Here is a 17,170-nt window from a genome sequence, read left to right on the forward strand (position 1 = left end):
TTTCGGAAATCATAAGATAAGGTTTCTGCTTATAAAAAATCGTTTTATCTAAGGTGAAATTCCAAACAAGGAGATCAAAAAATGAATGCGATTAATACGAATGATGCTTCTATAGAAAAAAAAGAAACAGTCATGAATAAAATTTTAGGAGCAATCAGTGGAAGTTTCGCGCCTATTTTAGGGGTACTCGCTGGATCCGGATTAATTTCAGCCTTATTATCTATTTTATCGACATTAGGATGGTTGTCTGCTAAAAGCGGAACCTATGCCATTCTTTCTGCAGCTGGACATGCTGTTTTTTATTTCTTCCCCGTTTTTCTAGGGATTACATTAGCCTTAAAACTTGGAGCCAACGGCTATGTTGGTGGTGCGATCGGTGCAGCACTTTTGGAACCGCATTATACGGGTTTAGTTGAAGCAAATGCTCAAAACGTAGATTTCTTGGGGATTCCGGTTATATTAGCGAATTATTCTGCAACCGTTTTTCCAATATTAATGGCTGTTTCCATATATTCCGTATTAGATAAGTTTTTGAAAAAAGTAATTTATAAAGACTTACAAATGTTTCTAAATCCACTTATCTCATTAATGGTGATTGTTCCTTTAACCGTACTCGTATTTGGTCCTTTTGGTACATATGTGGGCGGGGCCTTAGCTGTGGTTATCAAATTTTTAAGTTCAAAAAGTGGAATGTTAACGGGAACGGTGATGGGAGCTGCATGGTCATTCCTGACTATATTAGGCCTCCACTGGGCCATAATTCCAATATTTATTGCAAATCTTGCGACTGGCGGTGATCCGCTTAGTGCGATGATATCAGCAGCTCCTTTTGCTCAAATCGGGATGGGGCTTGGGGTGTTCTTTAAAACGAGAGATAAAAATTTGAAAACGCTAGCTGGATCAGGGCTTATCCCTAGTGCCTTGGCAGGTACAACAGAAATCATCACATACGGTATCCTAGTACGTTACAAACGAACGATGCTTTTTGTTGCAGTAGCCGGAGCAATTGGCGGAGCAATAAATGGGGCATTTGAAGTAAAAGGGACGGCATTCGCTCTCCCAAGTTTCTTGTCGATTCCTGTATTTACACCAATCGGACTATATTTAATGGGGACTTTAACGGCTTTAGTTATCGCTTTGGTTCTGACACTTGTATTTGGATATGAAGGGAAAAGCGACGCAGTCCCTGCCAAAACGGCGAAAGAATTTGGACTAGCGAATGTAAAGAGAGAAACCATTTTAAGTCCATTAAGCGGGGAAATTGTTCCATTAAGTGAAATTAGCGATCCGCTTTTTTCAACTGAGACGGTAGGTAAAGGAATTGCGATTGAACCCACAAACGGTGAAGTGATCTCACCCGTTGATGGAACGGTTACCACTCTATTTCCAACCGAGCATGCCATTGGGATTACATCAGAAGGTGGGGCTGAAATCTTAATTTGTATTGGGGTTGATACCATTAATTTAAAAGGACAATTTTTCACATCTCAAGTAAAACAATGGGATACAGTGAGAAAGGGCGACTTGCTAATTCAATTTGACATTGAAAAAATTAAAGCTGCAGGCTTTGATGTAAAAACTCCTGTAGTCATCACTAATACCAATCAATATGTTGATGTTGTCCCAGCCATAGATGGGAAAGTCCAGGCAAAAGGTGAATTAATCAAGCTGGTTGTATAAATGGAATATATTTATTCCGACTCTTTTTGCCATCAAAAAAGGAGACGAACAGGATGAAAAGTGAATTAATAAGCATGTTAGAATCACGTAAGGAAGAAATAATCGAAATCCGCCGCCACTTACATGAAAATCCTGAGATCTCTTTTAAAGAGGAGAAAACGGCTCAGTATATTGCAGATTTTTATAAAGGGAAAGATGTTGACATCCAAACGAATGTTGGAAATGGTTATGGTATGATTGTAACGATTAAAGGTGGAAAACCTGGAAACACCATTGGTCTTCGCGCTGACTTTGATGCACTTCCAATTGTAGAAGAAACGGATGTACCGTTTAAATCAAAGAATGAAGGCGTTATGCATGCGTGTGGACATGATGGACATACAGCTTACCTGTTAGTTTTAGCTGATTGCTTAATTCAATTAAAAGACTCCATCCCAGGTACCATCAAAATTATTCACCAACATGCAGAAGAAGTTCCGCCAGGTGGGGCAAAAAGTATTGTCGAATCTGGCTTGATTGACGACTTAGATGCCATTTATGGCATTCATTTGCTACCGATGGGACCTGCGGGAACAGTAGGATATCATGCGGGGTATTCCTTCAATGGACGAGCTTACATGAAATTGAAAGTTCAAGGAAGAGGTGGACATGGTTCCTCTCCTCATTTAGCTAACGATGCCATTGTTGCTGCTGCACATTTTGTTACAGCTGCTCAAACCATTGTTAGCCGCAGATTAAGTCCATTCGATGTCGGTGTGATCACAATCGGATCTTTTGATGGAAAAGGTACATTCAACGTGATCAAGGACAGCGTCGAACTTGAAGGTGATATTCGGTATATGACTGTAGAAACAAAAGAAACGATTGAGAAAGAAGTTAAACGGATTGTAAAAGGAATTGAAGAAGAATTTGGTGTAACATGCGAGCTTACTTATGCTCCAGATTATCCACCTTTATACAACAACCCTGAGCTTACGGCAATGGTTGCAGAAAGTTTACGAAGCATGAATGATAAAGATATAAAAGAAGTAAACGAATTTCCAGCCATGTCTCCATCCGAAGACTTTGCTTATTATGCTGAAAAATTCCCTGCCTGTTTCTTTTACATCGCATGTACACCAAAAGGAGTAGAAAATCCTTATTTCAATCATCATCCAAAATTTGATATCGATGAAGATGCACTCCTAGTAGCTGCTAAAGCTGTTGGACAAGTGGTTTGCAGTTATTATCAATTAGATTAAAAAATTAAAAAAAACCTATGACATCCGCCATTAGATTCAGTATGTGATAGGTTTTTTTGCATGGACAGTGACACTATATTAGTACCACCTTTGTAGAAACTGGATGCCATTTGACCAATTTCAGTTATAATAGAATGAATAGATTGGAGGAAGGAGTTCATATTTTTGAACAACGATAAACAGGATCAAACGAAAACATCCAATATTCAAGTGATCTCTCGTGCGGCTAAAATACTAAGGGCTCTTAGAGACCATCCAAAAGGATTAAGCCTATCGAAAATTGCTAAAGAAGTAGGTCTGGCCAGATCGACGGTTCAAAGAATTGTGACTGCTCTTGAACAGGAGAGGTTAGTTGCAGCAGCTTCCGCTAATGAAGGTTTCTGTCTTGGGCCAGAGATTGCATTGCTAGCGGCTGCGGTCCAGAGTGATTTAAGAGAAGAAGTCAGGCCATTTTTAATAGAACTATCACGTCAAGTTAATGAAACGGTAGACCTGTCCGTTTTAGATAACAGTAAGGTGCTTTTTGTGGATCAAATAATCGCACCGCATCCATTGCAAGCAACTTCACAACCTGGTGCGTCTTTTCCATTACATTGCACGGCAAACGGAAAGGCGATATTGGCCTCCTTACCTATAGCTGAGGTTGAGAAATTGTTACCGGTGGATATGCAACAGTTCAATGATCAGACCATTACAAGCCGGTATGAACTGCTAAAGGAATTAGAAGTGGTTCGTAAAGAGGGAGTAGCTTTTGCCAGGGAAGAGCACATTCAAGGAATTTGTGCAGTGGGCGCAGTTATTTTTGATCGAATGGGAAATTTAAGCGCTATCTCGATTCCGCTCCCCTCCATTCGTTTTTATGGCAATGAAGAGAAGCTAGCGGCTGCCCTCCTTCATACATGTCAAACAATTAACCAGCACTTTAATAACAAATATTGAAGAATGGACATATTGATCTTCGTTATGTTAAATGAAAAAGGACCGCGAAATGATATTTCGGGTCCTTTGAATCTTCTGGCTAACTTACGGGTATGTTAGTTTAAAATGGTTACCTTTAATTGTTTTACCCCAAAATTGATGGCATCTTGTTCAGCAGGAATAAAGACATCAATTCGATTGCCTTTAATGGCTCCACCTGTATCCCCAGCGATTGCTTCACCATAGCCTTCTACATAAACTTTACTGCCAAGCGGTATAACAGATGGGTCAACGGCGATGACCTTTTTATTTGGGTTATCAATAAGGTTAATTCCAGTTGCCGTAGTACCAGAACATCCCTCACACGAAGCTGTATAGGCTGTAGCTTTCACTGTAATTTCCCTTGAACTTGTATTAGTAGTTGATGCAGCTTCTACCGCGGGTTCACTTTCCTTTGGTGCTTGCGCTGCAGGCTTTGCTGATGCTGTAGGTGCAGCAGGCTTCGTTTGTTTTTCTGTTACCGTAGTATTAGTCGTATTTAAACCTTCATAGATTAATAGATTTAATCCAGGATGGATGAGATCGGTAGTTAATTTGTTCCATTCTTTAAGTTGCGAAACAGTTACCTGATAATCCATGGCAATGTCCCATAAAGTGTCACCTTGTTTAACAGCATAATGTTTTTCTGGTGCAATGGTTAGTACGTCTCCAGGGTGAATTAGGTCCGTAGTAAGATGATTCAACTTTTGTATATTTTCTAAAGATGTATTATTTGCGCGTGATAGATCCCAAAGGGTATCTCCTTTTTGTACTGTTACTGTTGCAGCTTGTACATTAGCACTTACAGTTACTGAGAGTACAGCAACTGCTATTATTGATATAATTCTTTTAAGCATTCTTTTACCCTCCATGTTCTTTGGTTGCTAAGTTTTTATCATCGTAACATAGAATTTTCTGACACAAAGAACAGGGAGATGTTAAATCGTTTACATCCGTGGCAATATTATTGCGATAATATTTCTAAATTCATCTAATAATTTGAAAATACCACCCTTCAAGGCTCCTAAAATGCAAAAGACCCAGTAGTAGTCCTATCTGGGCGCGTTACTTCTATTTTTACAATAGTGTTACATAAAATGAATTTGAAGTTTATATCATCCTATTATTTTCCTTAAATACCATTTATTTTTTGCTTTAAAAACTAATTTCCCATCTAAACAAGGCACAGCATTCGCTGTGCCTGTTTTTTGGAGTGTTTATTTACGGGAGAATATTGCCTGCTGCACGATAGATACGGTACCATTCTTCACGTGTTAACTGAACTTGGCTTGCATTACAGCAGTCCTTTAACCTGTCGATATTCATCGTTCCGATCACAGGCTGCATGTGGGCCGGATGACGTAAAAGCCAGGCGGTAGCGATGGTCGTGTTGCTCACTTCATATTTGGCCGCAATTTCATCGATCTGCTGATTCAATTCTGGGAATTTGTCGTTTCCAAGGAATACTCCTTCAAAGAATCCATATTGGAATGGAGACCAAGGTTGAATGGTAATATCATTTAGTCTGCAAAAATCGAGGATGCTGCCGTCCCGGTTAATTGCAGAATCATTTTCCATGTTTACATTGATCCCATTAGAAATCATATTGGCGTTGGTAATACTTAATTGCAGTTGGTTAGCCACAAGTGGTTGCTTTACAAATTTCTGGAGCAGTTGGATCTGCATCGGATTCTGATTGGAGACACCAAAATGGCGCACTTTCCCCGATCTCTCAAGGCTATCAAAGGCCTCTGCCACCTCTTCAGGTTCGACCAGTGCATCAGGGCGGTGCAGAAGGAGAACGTCAAGATATTCGGTGTTCAGCCGTTTCAATATTCCGTCAACTGATTCTAAAATATATTCTTTCGAAAAATCAAACATTCCCTTGCGAATACCGCATTTGGATTGCAGGATGATTTTTTCACGAATTTCCGCGTTCATGTGGATGGCATCTGCAAAAATTTCTTCGCATGTTCCGCTGCCATAGATGTCCGCATGGTCGAAGAAGTTAGCCCCTTCTTCTAGTGCGGTTTGGACAAAGCGCTCAGCCTCAGGCTGTTCTAAAGAGTTAATACGCATGCAGCCAACAGCTACGACAGGCACCTCTAGTGAACTGCTTCCTAATTTAATGGTTCTCATCATTTGTTTCCTCCAATTTGTAGAACTTGGCGAATGATGTCGGTATGTAATTAGACTTCGACTATTTCTTCCAACATCATTACCAGAATGAGTGAAACTATTATTACCTATTCTTCCCTATTTTGACACATGGGTTTAGTAATAGGCAATTTTTAAACAGTAGCGGCAACAGCCATATCGAAGTAGCGGTAAAAAATAAATCTGGAAACAGGCTTCTTGCCTCAAGCAAATCAACAGACCATGCATATTTTATTTGTAATTACTATTACACGATAGTTAATCGATCATTTAGCATGGTTTTATTTTTGCATAAAGGGGCTGGTTTTTCTTGGCACGAACGCCATTGGCAAGTATCCTGCAGAAATCTTTTTTGTTGGCAGGTACTGAAATGAAGAAACCATTATGTACTGGACAAGCTATTACACTAGATAATAATCATTTACAAAAGGCTCTACTCACGCCACAAAAGTATACGAATGAGGGTGGAAAGGCTGCCCCTAGGATCGTCATTGTAGGAGCGGGATTGGCAGGTCTCACGAGTGCGTATCGACTTAAACAGGCTGGGATCACATCAACTATTTATGAAGCGACCGATCGGGTTGGGGGACGTTGTTGGACAAGAAGAGGGTACTTCAACGACAAGCAAATTGTCGAGCGTGGCGGGGAATTAATAGATACCTGCCATATCGAAATTCAAGAACTCGCCAAAGAGTTGGGATTAGAATTAGATAATTTAATCATGGCAGAACCGGTTGACACCAAACCATTTTATTTTTTTGATCAACGCCCTTATTCCTTTGATGAAGTAACGAATGATTTTATAAGAATCCTCCCTAAACTACAAAAGGATCTGAAAGCAGTGGGTGAAACGACCCTTTATAATAGTTATACTGAGCGAGGATTTGAACTCGATCATATGTCTATAGTCGATTATATCAATGAAACCGTACAAGAAGGCATCCATTCAAGATTTGGTAAATTACTTGCCCTTGCCTATTCCATTGAAAATGGAGCTGATGCTCACCAGCAAAGTGCCTTAAATCTACTTTATATGTTAGGATTTGCACAAAATGAGCCCTTTCGAATGTATGGTGATTCAGATGAGTGCTTTCATATAAGGGGTGGGAATGACCAGCTCCCTGCTTTATTAGCAAAAAAACTTCATGGTCAAATCGTATGTAATGCCCAATTGATTAAGATTGAACAGTCCATTCAAAATCAAATAACGCTCGTTTTTCGAAATAAAGAAAGGGAATGGAAGGTCATAGCCGATAAAGTTATTCTTGCTCTCCCTTTTAGTATTTTAAGAACGATAGATTATCAGAATGCAAGATTTCGTCCGTTAAAAGAAACAGCAATTGAAGAGCTCGGAATGGGGGTAAACACAAAACTTCATGTACAATTTGTTAATCGGTTCTGGAATGTGCTTGGAAATAATGGTGAAACATTTGCGGATACAGGCTATCAACAGACCTTTGAATCCTCTCGATCTCAACCAGGTAATTCAGGAATTCTTGTTAACTTCCTAGGAGGTGAAACAGCGGCGCAACTGCTTGCTTACACAGATCGAGAATTAGAAGAGAAGACGAAAGAATTTTTGGACAAGCTTGACCCTGTATTGCCTGGAAGTAATAATAAATGGAATGGTTTAGCAACCGTAGACCATTGGCTAAGTAACCAATGGAGTAAAGGAGCTTATTCCTATTGGAAAGTTGGCCAATATACGAAATTTGCTGGTATTTTGGGAGAGCGGGAAAGCAATATCCTCTTTGCCGGTGAGCACACTTCGATTAAGTTTCCTGGTTATTTAAATGGGGCGGTCGAGACTGGTGAGAGGGCAGCACATGAAGTAATCAATGATATGAAAGTAGATTAGGGAAAATAAAAAAGGATGAGAAATATGGAATCTGTTGTTCCTCTTTGTCAGCCTTTTTTATTGTGAATTTCTAAGGGAAAGCTAACCGTTTTTAGAAAATGTCATTTAATTCGCTATCAGAATAGATGGAAATTAACACAACAGCTTTACCATCACCAATATTTTTTACGAAATGCGGGACACTAGCGTTCCAACTGAAGGAATCGCCTTCGTCAATGATCATCGAGTCTTCGCCTTGTTCGGCCAGGACTTTTCCCTCCAAAACCAAATGACATTCTTCTCCTTCATGGGCATTTAATTCACCCATGGAAGCACCAGCAGGGAATTCGACCAGCATCATTCTTAATCCACCTTTGGAGGTTAGATGCTCAACCTTCAAATGGTTAAAGGTGGAGTGAGTCCTTTCAGCCTTTCGAACGACGCGCATATGCTGCTTCTTTTCTAATAATAAATAAGGTAAAGGGATACCAAGAAAGGTTGCAATGGTTTGCAAAGTACTAATCGATGGTGAGGTGTTATTGTTCTCGACATTTGAGATAAATCCCTTTGAAAGTCCAGTCCCCTCACACATTTGCGCAATGGTGATTTTTTTTCTATTTCGTATTGCACGGATTTTTGATCCAATATCCAAATGATCCACCTCAAAGGTTTCCAAATAAAAAACATAATTCTATTTTACCATTCTTTCGGCTGATAGTTTAATTCTGCAAACAATTGATTGCGTTCTTTCTTAGATAGGTCGCGCCACTGTCCGATCGGTAGATTGCCTAAATGAATATTCATGATTCGCGTCCGCTGCAACCTGACAACTCCATAGCCAAGGGCAGAACACATTCGGCGGATTTGCCGATTTAGCCCCTGTGTTAAGATGATTTGAAATACATATTTAGACAATTGCGTTACTTTACATGGTAATGTCTTTGTATCTAGAATTTCCACACCCGCTGCCATCCTCTTTAAAAATTCAGGTGTAATCGGTTTGTCGACTGTCACGATATATTCTTTTTCGTGCTTATTTTCGGCACGTAAAATCTCGTTAACGATATCTCCATCATTCGTTAAGAGAATTAACCCATCTGATTCTTTATCTAAGCGGCCAATATGGAAAATCCGTAAGGGATGATTGACCAAATCAATGATGTTTCCCTTTATATGCCTTTCTGTAGTGCTGGTAATCCCAACGGGTTTATTTAAAGCGATATAGACATAGTTTTTAGCCACTTTAATTGGGCTGCCGCTAATACGGACATCATCCCCGGGCTCAACCTGGCTCCCGATCACCGCAACTTTCCCATTAATCGTAACTCTTCCTTCACTAATTAACTTATCTGCTCCTCTTCTAGATGCCTTGCCAGACTCGCTAATAAATTTATTAATACGCATGATACACACCCTTAAGTGGAGAATTGTAAGTTTACCATACCCAACTGCTGGCCTTTTTTCAAGTCCTCGGTGCCTGACACCGTTTTATGTTTTTTATAGAATATGATCTTTTAAACCATTGATTTTAAAAATTGAAAATATAAGAAAATGAAAGAAAAACGTATTATAGTGAACAAAAAGTGTTCTTTATAGTGGAAAACGCCAAAAAACAGGGATTTTATTTTTAAATTCTGTTCCATATAATGAACCTAACGTTCGATATATTTTATTTGAAGGGAGGGAAAAGGATGCTTAAAAAGCTCGTTCTTGCTATTTTATTATTCCAATTCTCTACAATGGGATTACATACTGGGTATGCAGCTGCAGATGAAATAGTTGCTGCTAATGATGGCATTGCTGGGTACGCAGAGGCTACTATTCCATCAGATTCGCCGGAGGAAGTTGTAGATGTCGAATTAAGTCAGACATCGACACTAGCAGAAGAACCAATTGGATCTACCGAACAGCAAAATGAAAATACGGCTGGGCAGGATCAAGTTGCACCATCAGATGCAGGACAAGATATGCCTGCCACAAGTGAACAGAAAGATGCCGTTTCTGAAGATACTATGGATCAGAACCAATCAACAGACACATACGGTAATCAATCACAAGTTGTAAATGGTGAGGCAGAGGTTGTCCAAAACCAAGTGGCGAATGATGCAGTTTGTCAAGAGCAATCCGTCAGTGCATCTGTTTCCTGTAATGACAAACTTGATAGTGATGTAAATGGAGACTTAGACCAAAGCCAAATCACTAAAATAGAGGCTGGTCAACTGCAATCAGGTATTTCGTCTGAAAAAGTAGACGCAGACCAAAAGCAGGAGATCGATGTAACATCTGGTCAAACTCAAGAGGTCACTTTACCTTTAGGAGATCCTCTATCACAAAATCAAGGGACAAATACTCAGACAAGCCAGTCACAATCAATAACCGCAGAAGAACAAGCTGTTTTCTTCCAGGAGCAGTTAACAGGCGTGGGCATCAACCAAAGACAGCAGCTTAGCGCCTCTGAAACAAAGGTGGATGATCAGAAGCAGCAAACCACAATAGAAGCACTGCAAAATCAATATTTGAGCACTTCTGGTTCTGCAAAGGTGGAACAAACCCAAACAGCAGAGGTCAAAAGTAAAGTGGTCGATACATTAAAGAAAATCGTAGAAACTGGAGTGAGTGTAACAACCAGAAACTATGTTGAGATTGTCAAGGATTCCGTTAGCAGTATGGTAAAACTATTCCAAGAAATTGTCGTAAATAATGAGTTGGTTGATTTGTATTATCATCAGTTTAAATTAGATGGTACAGAAATCAGCGATGCACCTCAACATAAATATGAGAAGCAATTTGATTGGGGAAATCTTGTTGTTGAAAATTCAGCAATGGTTCATTTTAATGAAGAATTACAAAGTTTTGAGACAACAATGAGCAGTTTTTTAGGGATTACATTTTTTGTGAATTTGTTTAATAATGATGACAAGCCAGATCCAAATAATGGAGGAGATCCAGTAACACCACCTCCAGGGGAAAATGAAAATCCGCCACAAGGCGGAGATAATGGAGGAGGCCCGGTAACACCGCCTCCAGGAGAAAATGAAAATCCGCCACAAGGCGGAGATAATGGAGGAGGCCCGGTAACACCGCCTCCAGGAGAAAATGAAAATCCGCCACAAGGCGGAGATAATGGAGGAGACCCGGTAACACCGCCTCCAGGAGAAAATGAAAATCCGCCACAAGGCGGAGATAATGGAGGAGACCCGGTAACATCGCCTGCAGGAGAAAATGAAAATCCGCCACAAGATAGCGGTAATGGAGGAGATGTAGTAACTTCACCTCCAGTTGAAAATGGGCAAGTACCATCGCCAACCACTGAAACAGAAGTACAAAAACTGGCTGAATCTAAACCAGAAAATGTAATTTATACAGCTGCAGTGTCAGATAAGGCAAATTCACTGCCGATTACAGCTTCAAATACCTATAATTACCTTATCTTTGGGTTGCTTTTGGTTACAGCGGGCTCAGTATTCGTATTAATTAGAAGGAAAAGGGTTTAACCGTTCCTTAAAAAGAGAATACAAGATTACCAGTTTAAAATGGATGTTATATGAGCGTAATATTGACACTGTCAATATTACGCTCATTTTTTTTACCGAATTATTCAGTTCATTAAATTTCATAAATAAATCGCAAATTTTTCCCAACTTAACAGCAATTAACCAGAGCTTCCTGAGATCACATGTTAATTTCTTTCTAGGGTGTATGATATCAATGTTTTTGTTCTCTATATAGAACAAAAAGTTCTTCTAATCACTATATATCGGTAGTTTTATCGGTAGTTAAGCTATATTTTCATTTTGTGGTAAAAAAATGAAAAATAAAGAAAAAGAGAGATACACCTTAATAACGAACGAATTTTGTTCTTTATATGGAAAAAATGGACGAATATGGGGTTTTTCTTACGACATAGGAAGGTCGTATACTAAGTTTGGGAAACAAATTTCCAAATATTTATAGTGGAGGAATGAAAGGTGAAAAATTATTTGAAAATTAAAAACGTTCTTAACATGAAGAAGGTAGTAAGCGTAGGTGTGATTGCAGGAACTTTACTTGGTTCTACCTCTGCTTTTGCATCTTATGGTGTAAACCAAAAACATGTCGCCAATTCTAACCAATATGGAGCTAGTGCTGCGTTAGGGTCATTTATATCGCAGAATCAAGGAGCTGGTGATGCAACAGGCCAATTCCAAACGGCTGCACATTCCTTTAAAACAAAGGAAAAACAAAAGGCGTCAAAAACATCTGTTCAACTTCAAGGAGCAGCTGGTGCCCTTATTAGCCAAAATCAAGGGGCATCAAAACTATCGATTCAAGATCAAAATGCAGCCAATGATTTTAAATCAAAACAAAAACAAAGTTCTAAAGATACTTCACTTCAAGGCCAAGGTGCATTGGGCGCGCTAATTTTGCAAGCTCAAGGCTCTGGAAGCGGGACTGCTCAATATCAAAATACAAGCGGTGCATTTAATAACCAAGACCAATCTAGCAAGAATAAAAATGCTCAACTTCAAGGTGCATTGGGTGTTTTAATTGGTCAGGGTCAAGGATCAGGAAATTCTAATGTTCAAGATCAATCAGCTGGCGGTTTTGGCAACAGCCAAGGTCAAGCTTCTGTCAATAAAGGGGCGCAAGCTCAAGGTGCTTTAGGTGCGCTTATCGGCCAGCTTCAAGGTTCTGCAAATGTTGGCGACCAAACACAAGTGGCAACTGGAGCCAAGAATGATCAGGCTCAAGCGAACGTTAATGTTGGCTCTCAAGGTCAAGCAGCAGCAGGCCTATTGATTGGTCAATTACAAGGTTCTGCTAACAGTTCATCACAATATCAAGACGCTTATGGGTATAAAAATGATCAAGCCCAAGTAAATGCAACAGTAACTGAACAAGACCAATTAGCGCTAGGTGCAGGCATTCTTCAAGCTCAAGGATCAGCAAATGATTCAGTGCAAAATGCTGTTGCCGATGGCAAAAAGAATGATCAAGTTCAAGCTGCTGTAGGTGTTACTGAACAAGACCAAGCTGCCGTTGGAGTAGGCGTAGTTCAAGGTCAAGGTTCTGCTAATAGTACAGAACAAGATGCATGGGCTGAAGGAAAAAATAACGACCAAGCACAAGTATCAGTGGATGCCACTTCCCAAGCTCAAGAAGGAGCTTTCGGTGCAAGCCAAGGTCAAGCTGCTGGAAACGAAACTACCCAAGTGGCTGATACAACCGGTGTAGCCAATGATCAAGTTCAAGTAGCAGCTAATGGAACAACTCAAGAACAAGCTGGTGCATTAGGCACTGATCAAGAGCAAGCTTCTGGTAATGAAACAGCTCAAGTTGCAGTTTCAACAGGCGCAGCAAATGACCAAGAACAAGTAGCAGCTAATGAAACAACTCAAGGTCAAGCAGCAGTCTCCGGTGCGGACCAAGAGCAAGCTGCCGCTACTGCTACATCTCAAGAAGCTGATGCTACAGGCGTAGCTAACGACCAAGCTCAAGTTGCAGCAGCTGAAACTACTCAAACTCAAGCTGGAGAAGGCAATGTTGAACAAGACCAAGCAGCTGCTGAGGCTACTAGCCAATCTGCTACTACTGCAGGGGTAAATAATGATCAAACTCAAGCAGCAGAAACTACTACTCAACAGGCACAAGCTGCTTCTGGTAGTGCAAAACAAAGACAGGCTGCTAGCAGCACTAAAAATCAAACAGCAACTGCGGTTGGTGCTAACATCAGCCAAACTCAAGGTTCTAGTTCAGTTGTCATTCAAGGACAAAGTGCACATTAATTTATAGACTTTAAAATGAATTCAGCTCCATCTGGTACTTTGCTGGATGGAGCTTTCTGTTAAAAAATGGTGCAGTCATTATTTCTTGATTATATTAGAAAACTTTGGAGGGTTTGGTTATGTTGAAAAAAAGCGTAGGTTCTTTATTGGCAGTTGGATTATTAACTGCAGGTATAGGCAGTGCTGCTAGCGCTGCAGAGGTTTCTCAAACTCAAAGTGTTACTCCATCTCGGAGTAAGTATTTTGGAATCCAATCAACCACTAGCCACAGTTCAAGTGGAGTAAATGCAGGAAGCGCCAATGGTGCACAAGTACAAGCTGCAAATACTTCAGGACCTGCAACTGCAACGCAATCAGGTTCTACTTCTGTAGACCTGGGTGATAATAGTGCAAGTGGTGGTGTGGATCAAACAGCTGCTACTTTAGAGCCAAGCCAAGTGATCCAGGCATCAGGAAGCCATTCGGTCGCAAACAGTGTTGATGTAACCCTTCGTAACGGCAAAACCATTCAGCACCAAACTGCGCATACAACAAATGTACAGTTTTCATCTGTGGTGAAATTGCCTAGCAGATAAGGATGAGTTACAACTTGAGTTTGTAAGATTATGTCAATGAAAGAGAAGTAGGGTAAAGTTTTTTTCTTTGCAGTGACAATACTTACATAATCTTCATAGCTAGAGAAGAGAGATTACCTCTCTTCTCCTTTTTTATAGGATTTATTAAGAGATGGAATGAGAAGTAATATGTCGAAAAAGTAAAGATTTACAAACTAAATTTCTAAATAGACAGGAAATTATCACCATTTTATCTCCAATTTTTGACAAAATATTCTGATTACATATGTTACTTTTAGTAAAAACTACATAATTGGGGAGATTACGATGAAAAAACTATCTATTATTTTTGTTTTGCTGTTCAGTGTATTCTTATTTACAGGCCAAGCAGATGCAAGCAGTGGGTCACAGTTAATTATTATTAATAAAAAGACAAATACCCTTGCATTCTATGATAGTGGTAAATTAGTTAGAACATTCAGCGTTGCTACTGGAAGATCAAGGTCTCTTACACCGGAAGGAACTTTTAGAATTGTAACTAAGATCGTTAATCGCCCCTATTATAAATTGAAAATTCCGGGTGGAGATTCTCGCAACCCGCTAGGTAATCGTTGGCTGGGATTAGAAGCAAGGGGCACCTATGGTACCACCTATGCTATTCATGGGAATGCAAATGAAAATTCAATTGGTACTTATGCAAGTTCAGGTTGTGTACGGATGCACAATTCGGAAGTACGTTGGCTTTATAGCCATGTCAATAAGTATACATTGGTAGTCATCACCCATTCAAATAGCAGCTTTGATTCGATTGCAAAGGCCAACGGTTATGGCAGTGGCTGGGTGGAACTTAGCGGCAATAAGTATTATTATGTGGATGGCCAAGTAAAAACGGGCTGGCAGTCGATAGACGGAAAAAGGTATTTCTTTGATGAAGCTGGTGTAATGAAAACCGGTTGGATAACCCAGGGTGATAAGAAATATTATCTCGATAACAAAGGTGAAATGAAAACGGGATGGCTGGACGATGATGGAAATAAATATTATCTCGATCAAACAGGTGCGATGAGAACAGGCTGGGTCGCAGACGGTGGGAAGGAATATTATCTTGATAACAAAGGTGTAATGAAAACAGGTTGGTTATCTATGCTTGAGAATCGGTACTATCTTGATAGCAGTGGAGCCATGAAAACTGGCTGGCTAGCAGATGCTGGAGAATGGTACTATCTCGATAATTCAGGATTGATGAAAACGGGCTGGGTCAATTCGGAAGGCCGTTGGTTCTATCTCAATGGTAGTGGTGTCTTGAAAAATACTCAGGCTCTTGCCAACAATAGTCAGTGGGATTACCTCGGCAAAAATGAAGAAGTAACGGCAAATCGGTCCAATTTATTAGAGGAAAAATACAAACTTAGCAGTCAAGAGTCGGTAGTGACTGGTTGGTTGAATTATAAGGAGAAATGGTATTACCTGTATGTAGGTGCTGACATGGTTGCTAGCGCGATGAGTGAAGGGTAAATAGGTTGGCAGGATATAATGCCTCATAGATTAATAGATACCTTAAAGTGCCTCTTGCAGGTGCTTTTTTTTGCAGTAAAGCCTGAATATTTAATGGACATAGACAAGCAAAAACCTACCCTCAGAAGCTTCTGAAGGTAGGTTTTTTATTAGTTTATTTGAAGATTAAGACTTTACCTACTGTACCATCAGGACTTTCCCCAACCACACGGAATTTTAATCCGTAATTTGGCACCTTACGGCCAGCATCAACGAGTCCAGAGTTACTGTAGTTTGCGCTGTCATCAAATAATGGGTTACGTTGAGAGAAGTTATCTTTCATTGTGACACCAAATCCTGGGATATTAGAATAGTCTAAGAACATTTTATCTGTTTTGCTAAGCCCAAATGCCGCATCATGGACTTGGTAACGAGTAGCCGCAACGGCTTTATCACTCCAATAGGTTGTATGCTGGTCGGCGTCTACGACTCCTAAGAAGCCGTCTCCTGGGTGTATTCCAGTCCAGTTGTTGTCATAGGTTTCATCAACATACCAGACAACAAGACCTGGATCATAGGACATTAAGCTTGCTCCACGACGGATATGAGCTAGGCCTTGGTCAACACCGTTATGGGTTCTCCATTCTAGTAAATAGTAATGTTTAGAAAGGAATTTACCTTTGTCTTTAGTAAAACCATCTAATGTGAATTTAGATACGCCTTCAGCATCATCATCAAGAACAGTGTTAGTACCTGCTGTAATTGAGATATCATCAATGTATAGTCCACGTTTTTGTAGCTGCTGCTGCGGACTTTGGTGCTAAGGTAGAGCCTCCCAGCGTTCCAACAAACAAGCTGGAAGCAACAATCGTACTTGCGGTAATACTAGAAAAAACCTTCAGTGCTCGATTTTTCTTTACCAAACGTATTCTCCCTAATTAATGTGTATATTGTGCATTTTTAATCATACAATAGTGACTGAATGTTGTGAATATTAAAATTATATTACGACAAAAATAGTGATAATCTTCAATTCTTCGCTAATTAATAACAAATTTATAGATTAAATATTTACAAGAAGGCTGGTTTAATAGTTTAATAGTTAACGATTTTAGAAGAGGGGAGGGGAACATAAATCTATGTGAGAGCGGACTGTGGGGGTAAATCGAAAAGTTTACATTTTCGTATACATGTTTACGTTTTGTATACTTCGTGTTTACAAATGTGTAAACTTGTATACAAACTCGTACACATCGCGTAATGGCGCAGTGTATACATGTTTGTAATCATTGTTTACAAAAAATTTGATAACAGGAATACCTGAAACCAGGCTGGCTAGCGGACGGTGGGGAATGTTGTTGTTTGGATACTCCTCGTCTCATGAAGACTGGCTAGATAAGCTCTGAAGGCAGATGATGCGTTCTCGATGATATAACATGAATAATAATCCTCAAGCTCTTGTCAGCAACAATCAGTGGGATTATC

Annotated in this window: 13 protein-coding genes and 1 pseudogene; 8 read left to right on the top strand and 6 right to left on the bottom strand. The window is 39.9% G+C overall.

Annotation, left to right across the window (positions count from 1 at the left end; translation table 11 throughout):
* Positions 1–81 precede the first annotated feature (81 nt).
* The 3 genes from ACSU6B_RS17035 to ACSU6B_RS17045 all read left to right on the top strand — a co-directional run bounded on the left by ACSU6B_RS17035 (position 82) and on the right by ACSU6B_RS17045 (position 3,860).
* Positions 82–1,680 carry a glucose PTS transporter subunit IIA gene (locus tag ACSU6B_RS17035; RefSeq protein WP_410886981.1) on the top strand — a complete coding sequence of 533 codons (1,599 nt, stop codon included), beginning with the start codon at positions 82–84 and terminating at the stop codon, positions 1,678–1,680.
* A gap of 53 nt (positions 1,681–1,733) precedes the next feature.
* A complete protein-coding gene (locus ACSU6B_RS17040) occupies positions 1,734–2,921 on the top strand; it encodes an amidohydrolase (RefSeq protein ID WP_410886983.1) in 1,188 nt (395 codons plus the stop codon).
* A gap of 165 nt (positions 2,922–3,086) precedes the next feature.
* Positions 3,087–3,860: an IclR family transcriptional regulator gene (locus tag ACSU6B_RS17045; RefSeq protein ID WP_410886985.1), complete on the top strand. Its 774-nt coding sequence runs from the start codon at positions 3,087–3,089 to the stop codon at positions 3,858–3,860.
* A gap of 95 nt (positions 3,861–3,955) precedes the next feature.
* Here ACSU6B_RS17045 and ACSU6B_RS17050 read toward each other — a convergent pair whose 3' ends face one another.
* Positions 3,956–4,735: a LysM peptidoglycan-binding and 3D domain-containing protein gene (locus ACSU6B_RS17050; RefSeq protein WP_410886987.1), complete on the bottom strand. Its 780-nt coding sequence runs from the start codon at positions 4,733–4,735 to the stop codon at positions 3,956–3,958.
* A 364-nt stretch (positions 4,736–5,099) separates the two neighbouring features.
* Positions 5,100–6,017, bottom strand: coding sequence for an aldo/keto reductase (locus tag ACSU6B_RS17055; RefSeq protein ID WP_410887046.1), 918 nt, complete (start codon positions 6,015–6,017; stop codon positions 5,100–5,102).
* Between the two features lie 328 nt (positions 6,018–6,345).
* Here ACSU6B_RS17055 and ACSU6B_RS17060 point away from each other — a divergent pair, with 328 nt between their 5' ends.
* Entirely contained in the window at positions 6,346–7,893 is a 1,548-nt protein-coding gene (locus tag ACSU6B_RS17060) for a flavin monoamine oxidase family protein (protein ID WP_410886989.1), read from the top strand.
* Between the two features lie 91 nt (positions 7,894–7,984).
* On the opposite strand, the gene ACSU6B_RS17065 is transcribed toward ACSU6B_RS17060, so the two are convergent.
* Together ACSU6B_RS17065 and rluF are read right to left on the bottom strand one after the other, a co-directional pair.
* Entirely contained in the window at positions 7,985–8,524 is a 540-nt protein-coding gene (locus tag ACSU6B_RS17065) for a helix-turn-helix domain-containing protein (protein ID WP_088084837.1), read from the bottom strand.
* Positions 8,525–8,568: 44 nt separating this feature from the next.
* A complete protein-coding gene (rluF, locus tag ACSU6B_RS17070) occupies positions 8,569–9,276 on the bottom strand; it encodes a 23S rRNA pseudouridine(2604) synthase RluF (protein WP_410886991.1) in 708 nt (235 codons plus the stop codon).
* Between the two features lie 287 nt (positions 9,277–9,563).
* On the opposite strand from rluF, the gene ACSU6B_RS17075 reads away from it, so the two are divergent.
* The 4 genes from ACSU6B_RS17075 (at position 9,564) to ACSU6B_RS17090 (ending at position 15,706) form a co-directional block, all read left to right on the top strand.
* The gene (locus ACSU6B_RS17075; RefSeq protein WP_410886993.1) at positions 9,564–11,366 is read left to right on the top strand and encodes an LPXTG cell wall anchor domain-containing protein; all 1,803 of its coding nucleotides are present in this window, start codon (positions 9,564–9,566) and stop codon (positions 11,364–11,366) included.
* Positions 11,367–11,840: 474 nt separating this feature from the next.
* Positions 11,841–13,637: a hypothetical protein gene (locus ACSU6B_RS17080; protein ID WP_410886995.1), complete on the top strand. Its 1,797-nt coding sequence runs from the start codon at positions 11,841–11,843 to the stop codon at positions 13,635–13,637.
* Positions 13,638–13,756: 119 nt separating this feature from the next.
* On the top strand, positions 13,757–14,212 hold the full coding sequence (locus tag ACSU6B_RS17085) for a hypothetical protein (protein ID WP_410886997.1): 456 nt from the start codon (positions 13,757–13,759) through the stop codon (positions 14,210–14,212).
* A 306-nt stretch (positions 14,213–14,518) separates the two neighbouring features.
* The gene (locus tag ACSU6B_RS17090) at positions 14,519–15,706 is read left to right on the top strand and encodes a L,D-transpeptidase family protein (protein ID WP_410886999.1); all 1,188 of its coding nucleotides are present in this window, start codon (positions 14,519–14,521) and stop codon (positions 15,704–15,706) included.
* Positions 15,707–15,860: 154 nt separating this feature from the next.
* On the opposite strand, the pseudogene ACSU6B_RS17095 reads toward ACSU6B_RS17090, so the two are convergent.
* Both ACSU6B_RS17095 and ACSU6B_RS17100 read right to left on the bottom strand, forming a co-directional pair.
* Positions 15,861–16,472: pseudogene (locus tag ACSU6B_RS17095) on the bottom strand (protease); the annotation flags it as partial.
* Complete coding sequence (locus ACSU6B_RS17100) at positions 16,459–16,608, bottom strand: hypothetical protein (RefSeq protein WP_410887001.1); 150 nt, start codon at positions 16,606–16,608, stop codon at positions 16,459–16,461. The pseudogene ACSU6B_RS17095 and the gene ACSU6B_RS17100, both read right to left, overlap by 14 nt.
* Between the last annotated feature and the right edge of the window lie 562 nt (positions 16,609–17,170).

Source organism: Neobacillus sp. C211 (assembly GCF_051842875.1).
In the GTDB taxonomy this organism is placed as follows: Bacteria; Bacillota; Bacilli; order Bacillales; family Cytobacillaceae; genus Neobacillus.